At 69.1% G+C, this 6,414-nt stretch carries 7 protein-coding genes and 2 pseudogenes; 3 read left to right on the top strand and 6 right to left on the bottom strand.

The genetic code is table 11. The annotated features are described in order from the left end of the window. The 3 genes from GRX66_RS15230 to GRX66_RS15220 form a co-directional block, all read left to right on the top strand. Positions 1–562: XdhC family protein (locus GRX66_RS15230; RefSeq protein WP_201293050.1), on the top strand; the 562-nt coding region annotated here is incomplete at its 5' end. 126 nt (positions 563–688) lie between these two features. Continuing rightward, complete coding sequence (locus GRX66_RS15225) at positions 689–1,306, top strand: (2Fe-2S)-binding protein (RefSeq protein WP_159527313.1); 618 nt, start codon at positions 689–691, stop codon at positions 1,304–1,306. Beyond that, positions 1,307–3,781, top strand: coding sequence for a xanthine dehydrogenase family protein molybdopterin-binding subunit (locus GRX66_RS15220; protein ID WP_159527312.1), 2,475 nt, complete (start codon positions 1,307–1,309; stop codon positions 3,779–3,781). 92 nt (positions 3,782–3,873) lie between these two features. Here the strand turns inward: GRX66_RS15220 and GRX66_RS15215 are convergent, their stop codons facing one another. The 6 genes and pseudogenes from GRX66_RS15215 to GRX66_RS15200 form a co-directional block, all read right to left on the bottom strand. Next, the gene (locus GRX66_RS15215; protein ID WP_159527311.1) at positions 3,874–4,377 is read right to left on the bottom strand and encodes a CoxG family protein; all 504 of its coding nucleotides are present in this window, start codon (positions 4,375–4,377) and stop codon (positions 3,874–3,876) included. Continuing rightward, positions 4,370–4,714, bottom strand: coding sequence for a hypothetical protein (locus tag GRX66_RS20100; protein ID WP_233745561.1), 345 nt, complete (start codon positions 4,712–4,714; stop codon positions 4,370–4,372). The genes GRX66_RS15215 and GRX66_RS20100 overlap by 8 nt, the downstream gene beginning before the upstream one ends. A gap of 87 nt (positions 4,715–4,801) precedes the next feature. Beyond that, positions 4,802–4,873, bottom strand: a pseudogene (locus GRX66_RS20385) (hypothetical protein); the annotation flags it as partial. A gap of 113 nt (positions 4,874–4,986) precedes the next feature. Next, a pseudogene (locus GRX66_RS20380) lies at positions 4,987–5,265 on the bottom strand (FAD binding domain-containing protein); the annotation flags it as partial. Between the two features lie 185 nt (positions 5,266–5,450). Continuing rightward, positions 5,451–5,735 (bottom strand): ubiquitin-like small modifier protein 1, encoded by a 285-nt coding sequence (locus GRX66_RS20375; protein ID WP_159527310.1) that lies wholly within the window; start codon positions 5,733–5,735, stop codon positions 5,451–5,453. Beyond that, positions 5,732–6,414 (bottom strand): aldehyde ferredoxin oxidoreductase C-terminal domain-containing protein (locus GRX66_RS15200; RefSeq protein ID WP_201293049.1); only part of this gene is annotated, 683 nt, incomplete at its 5' end. The genes GRX66_RS20375 and GRX66_RS15200, both read right to left, overlap by 4 nt.

Below are 6,414 nucleotides of genomic sequence, written 5' to 3'. Positions count from 1 at the left end.
CCTTCGCGTGTTCGTGGACGGCGTCGAACCCGCGCCCGACCTGCTGTTGTTCGGCGCGCAGAACGACGTCCACTCGGTCGCGCGGGTCGGCGCCCAGGCCGGGTTCCGCGTGACCGTGGCGTCCCCCCGCGGTGGGCGTGCGAGTCGCGAGGAGTTCCCCCACGCTCACCGCGTGGCGTCCACGCACCCGACGGACGTCCCCGACCTCGTGGACGTCGACGACCGGACGTACGCGGCCCTGCTGTCCCACAACCTCGTGGACGACCGCCTCGCACTCGAAGCGCTGCTCGACGAGACGGCCGTTCCCTACGTCGGCCTGATGGGGCCGCCGAAACGCTTCGACGACCTGCGCGAGGACGCCAACGCGGAGGGGCGGACGTTCACGCAGAACGAACTCGACCGCGTCTCCGCGCCAGTCGGTCTGGACCTCGGGGACGGTAGTCCGATCGGTATCGCGATGAGCATCGTCTCGGAAGTCCTCGCGGAGGCGAACGACGCCGAGGGCGGCCGCCTCAGCGAGCAGTCCGGACCGATTCACGCCCGCACCGACCCGACGCCCTGAGGCCAGCGGTCGGCGCTGCTCGCTGGTGTCCACTGCCAGACAGTTCCGTCGAACGTGTTCGGAAACCCGACCCGTCAGTCGGTTTCAACGAAACAATAATGAGCAGTCACTGCTTTGAGTGCGTACATGAGTAGTGAGAGCAGTTCACAGAGCCTCGCCCGTCCAACCGAGGAGGTCACCGTCTCGGTGAACGGCGAGGACGTGACGACGACCGTCGAGCCGCGATTGAAGCTCTCGGACTTTCTGCGCGACGAGTGCGGCAAACGCGGCGTGCGCGTCGGCTGCGAGCACGGCGTCTGCGGCGCCTGCACCGTCCTCGTTGACGGCCGGTCCGTGAAGAGTTGTCTCACGTACGCCGTCCAGGTCGACGGCAGCGACGTCGTGACCGTCGAGGGCCTCGCGTCCGACGGCGACCTCCACCCCATTCAGGACGCCTTCCACCGGGAACACGCCCTCCAGTGCGGGTTCTGCACGAGCGGGTTCGTGATGGCGACGAAGGAGCTCCTCGAGCGCGACCCCGACCCGGACCGGGAGGCCATCGAGGACGGTCTCGCGGACAACATCTGTCGCTGCACGGGCTACCAGAACATCTACGACGCCGTCGAGACCGCGGCCGCGGAACTGGCGGACGCGGAACGAACGGACGGCGGCGTGAGCGGGGGCGCGGACGAGCTTCTGCACGCGCCCAGCGACGACCTCGAGGACCGGACCGACGGGACTGACGGGTCTGGAGGTGACGCGTAGATGTCCGAGGCAGGCGTCTCGAAGGACGTCGGCGTCGAGGACGACGCTGAGTCGGAGGGCCAGTCGTTCGTCGGATCCGGGCTCGAACGCGTCGAGGACCACCGCATCCTCACCGGGGAAGCCGAGTACATCCACGACATCGCACCGGAGGGCGCAGTCCACATGGCGCTCGCGCGCAGCGTCCACCCTCACGCGGAGCTCGTCGACGTCGACACGAGCGCGGCCGAAGACCACCCCGACTGTCTGCTCACGCTCACCGCCGACGACCTGAAGGACGACTACGAGCCGATGCCCTGCGGCCTCGAGGGGTTCGAGGAGTGGTCGCTGGCCGACGACCGCGTCCGGTTCGTCGGCGAGCCGGTCGTCGCCGTCGTCGCGTCCGACCGGTACGCGGCCGAGGATCTCGTCGACCTCGTTGAGATCGAGTACGAACAGCTCGACCCAGTCACGGACGTCCAGGAGGCCACGGAGGGCGACACCCTCGTGCACGAGCACGCCGGGACGAACGTCCCCGATAGCGAGACCCTGGAGTTCGGCGCGGTCGACGACGCCTTCGAGAACGCGGACAACGTCGTCGAGACGGACTGCGAGTGGGGCCGCATCTCCGGGGTACCCCTGGAGACGGCTGGCGTCGTCGCGCAGTACGACACCGACCACGACTCGTTCCACATCGACTCGAACATCCAGTTGCACACGCTCGTCGACGACACCGTCTACGAGCCCCTGGACTACCCGCCGGAGAAGGTCAACCTCGAGGTCCCGCCAGACGTCGGCGGGAGCTTCGGGACGAAGATCGCGATCCACCGGTACTGCACGCTCTCGGCGATTGCGAGCCAGCAACTCGACGGCACGCCCGTGAAGTTCGTCGAGGACCGCGTGGAGAACCTCCAGGGCGGGGACATGCACTGCTCCGACCGCGAGTACACGGTGCGGCTCGCGTTCGACGACGACGGCACCATCCAGGGACTGGACACGTACTTCGCCGACGACTTCGGCGCGTTCCCGCACTACCCCGTCAATCAGGTGCTGAAGCCGCTGTCCGCGGTGACCAACGCCTACGACATCGACGCGGTGCGGTACGGCTACGACCTCGTGTTGACGAACAAGACCGCCCAGACCGCGTACCGCGGGTTCGGGGTCGACCCACACCTGTACGCGCTGGAGACGGCCGTCGACGAGGCCGCGCGCGAACTCGGCATCGACCCGACGGACTTCCGGCGCGTGAACCTCATCCAGCCCGACCAGATGCCCTACCGGCTGCCGACCCACAACATCTACGACTCCGGGGACTACCCGGCGGCGCTCGACCGCATCGAGGAGCTGGTCGATGAAGCGGAGGTCTGCGAGGGCGGCCTGCTCGACCCCGACGTCGTCGAGGCGAAACGCGAGGAGGGCAAGTACCGCGGCGTCAGCTACTCGGTCCACATCGAGCCCGGGGTCTCCGGGTCGGACTGGACCGACCGCCAGCGCACCGAAACGGACGCCCTCGAGGAGCGCGAGCGCGAGGACGTCGACGAGCTCCCGGAGCACTTCCGCATTCAGCTGGAGGGCGACGGCACGGTCCGGGCGTTCCTCGCGACGGACACATCCGGGCAGGGCCACCAGACGCTCGTGTCGCAGTTGCTCGCCGACAGCCTCGGCGTGCTGCCCAGCGACATCGAGGTCGACTACCTGCCGAGCGTCGAAGCGCCCACCGAGTACGGCTCGGCGGCCTCCCGGATGGCAGTGATGCTCTCGGGTGCGACCGAGGGCGCCGCCGAGAAGCTCCGCGAGAACTGCCGCCAGCTCGCCGCCGAGGAGGTGTTCGGCTGCGGCGTCGAGGACGTCGCGTACCGCGACGGCGCTGTCGAGCGCGTCGACGGCTCCGAGCGCGTCCCGCTCGCGGAACTCGCGGACCTGGACGCCGGCCGGAACCAGCGGTTGACGCGCGTGAGCTACGACTACGACCACCCCGCGACGAAGATCGACGACTTCGACGAGGCGCTCACCAGCAAGTACCCAGTTTACCCGACGGCTGCGTTCGCCGCGAACGCGCCCATCGTGGAGGTCGACGTGACCACCGGCGAGGTGGAGATCCTGAAGTTCTACACGCTGCGGGACTGCGGGACGATGCTCAACCCCACCATCGTGGAGGGGCAGGCCCACGGCGGCATCGCGCAGGGCGTCGGCGCCGCGCTGATGGAGGAGTTCCAGTACGACGGCGAGGGCCAACCGAAGGCCATCACGCTGTTCGACTACCTGCTGCCGTCCACGAAGAACATGCCGGACATCGAGATGGAGCACACCGAGACGCCGTCGCCGTTCACCGAGACCGGCGCGAAAGGCACCGGCGAGGGCGGGATGCTGGACGCGCCCGCGTCCGTCGCCTCGGCCATCACCGCGGCGCTCGAGGACTTCGACGTGGTCGCCGACCAGATCCCGATGACGCCCCACCGAGTCCGCCGCCGCGTCCGGGACGCACAGGCCGACGACTGAGCGGTACGGCGGCGGCGAGCCGGACTGCCGGCGCTGCGTCTCGACGGTTCGCGGTACGGTTGCCGAACAGACGGCAGAAGGACGGAGCTGCGTTACTCTTCGAGCGTCGCTTCCGCTTCGGGTTTCGCGCTGATCTTGGACTCGGCGGGCACGCCCTCGTCGGCGAGTTCCTCGAGGTCGTCGAAGAAGTTGTTGACGAGGCGCTCGGCGACGCTACCGAGCGCGCGCTGGCCGAGACTCGCGATGAGGCCGGAGACGTTCGTCTCAGCGTGCCAGGTCGCGGTGGTGCCGCCGGAGCCGTTGGCCACGAGGTCCATCTCCGCGACCGTCTCGAAGGAGTTCCGGGACGCGTCGCCGCCCGCGTTCATCACCAGGCGATTGGGCTGCTGGGCCTCCACGACGACCATGTCGACGTCGAACGTCGGCTTGACGCTGCCGACGCCGACCGCGACCGTCGCGGACAGTTCCGACTCCGACTCCTGTTCGATGTGGTCACAGCCGGGCGCGCACTGCGCCAGGATGTCGGGGTCGGTGAAGTACTTCCAGAGCTGTTCGGGCGCGTGGTCGGAGTCAAATTCGCCGGAGAATTCAATCATTGGTTGCTCGCGTGTATGCCGTCCGCAGCGAACGGCGCGTGTATTCGCCTGCCAGTTCGTCTTTCCACTCCTCGTCGGCGTGCATCTCCGGCGAGGGGTCGGCCGCAGCCGTCGCCGCCTCTGCGGCGGCGTCCAGCGCGTCGTCGTCGAGGCTCGTGCCTTCGACGGCGTCCTCGGCGTCAGGGACGTGCAGCGGGACGTCAGCGACGTTCGCGAGTCCGACGCGCGCTTCCTCGATGGCCGGGTCGTCGGCGTCCGGGTCGTCGACGCGGACGACAGTCCCCGCGCTCACAGTCGGGAACGTCTGCGCGGCGCGTTTCAGTTCCTCGAACGCCATGCCGGTGCGTGCCGGCGGGAACGGGTCGCGGGGGATGGAGACGCCGGTGATGAGTTCGCTCGGCCCGAGGTCGGTGAACATGTACGCGATGAAGAAGTCGCGGGCTGCGACGGTTCGTTCGCCGTCGTCGGCCGACGTGACGTGGAGGTCGGCGTCCAGCGCGACGAGCGCGGCGGGGTAGTTGCCCGCGGGGTCGGCCTCCGCGACGCTGCGCCGACGGTGCCGCGGTTGCGGACGCTCGGGCCCGCGATCTGTTCGGCGGCCTGCGGGACCATCGGTAGGACGTCGCGGAGGTCGTCGGCGAACTCGAGGTCGCGGTGCGTGGTCATCGCGCCGATTTCGACTTCGTCGTCGCGGACTGCGTACCCCGAGAGTTCGTCGACGCGGTCGAGGTCGACGAGGTGGTCGGGGGTGGCGAGCCGGTTCGCCATGATGATGCCGAGGCTCTGGTTGCCCGCGAGCAACTCGGCGTCGTGTCCGAGGTCTGCGAGGAGGCCGGTGGCTTCCTCGACTGACGTCGGGCGGTGGTACTCGAAGGTCGCCGGCTTCATCGTCGACCTCCGGGGTGGGCGGCGCGCCTGCTAGCTCTAGGTGGTCTGTGCCTGCACATGTGTCTCACGTGAATCCGGTAACTCGGTCGGACAAGTATGAGGTAGGCGGGAGCCAGGTATTAAGCGTTTTGCTAACTGGTGCCACGGGAACCAGGAACGCGGCCGGGTCCGGCCGCCGATTGCGTTCACCCGCCAGTCACGGGCGGTGCGAGCACGAGTTCGTCGCCGTCGACGAGGTCGACGGACTCCGGGTCCGTCGCCGGGACGCGGCGGCCGTTCCGGAGGACGGTGACCGTCGACGGAATCTCGCCGTCCTCGAGCAAATTCCCGGCGAGACCTGGGTACTCGGCTTCCAGCGCAGCGAGCGCGTCGGAGACGGATGCTCCATCGCTGACAGCCAGTTCGACTTCCGGGCCTCCGAGCGGGTCCCGGAGCGTCGCGAACGCTCGTACGCGAACGTCTACAGTCACCCGACGACGTCCTGGAGGTCCAGGCGTTCGAGCGTCTCCGCGGTCGGGCGGCCGTCGTCGCTCCAGCCGCGGAACTCGTAGTACTCGTCGAGCATCGCTGCCAGTTCCTCGGGCGGACAGTGCATCCCCTCGGCGGGCCCGTCGGGAATCGGCTCGTGGAGCACGCGGTGCGGGAGCGTGTCGGCGTCGCGGTCGGCGACCCCGCGTTCGACGTTGATGGCGCGCTCGAGGTTGTAGACGCGCTCGCCGATCTCCTCGACGTCCTCCGTGGTGAGGTCCCAGCCCGTCGCCGCGTTGATGGCGTCCCGGTAGCGGTCGTTGACGCGCTTCCCCCAGCCGCCCTCGCTGACGAACCGGCACTGGGTGAGGGAGTCGCCGAGCGCGGTGAAGTGCTGGGAGCGCGCCGCGAACGCCGCGGTTCCCTCCGTCGTCTCGTCATGCTCGCCGCCGTACTGGAGCGTCGGGCGCGTGTCGTGGTGGGAGCCGCCGCGCGTCGACGTCGCGTAGCCGATGCTCATGCCCTTCAGGCCGCGCGGCGAGTGCGCCGCGAACTCAAGGCCCTTCGCGCCGTGGAGGTACTTCTCGGCGTCCCCGTCGGGCAGCGCCGCCGCGATTTCGAACGACCCGTCGGCGAGCGCGTCCCCGACGCCCTCGCGGTGCGCGGTCGCTTCGGCGAGGT

Source organism: Halobacterium bonnevillei, from assembly GCF_009831555.1.
Lineage (GTDB): Archaea > Halobacteriota > Halobacteria > Halobacteriales > Halobacteriaceae > Halobacterium > Halobacterium bonnevillei.
This window is presented reverse-complemented; position numbering and strand designations above follow the sequence as displayed.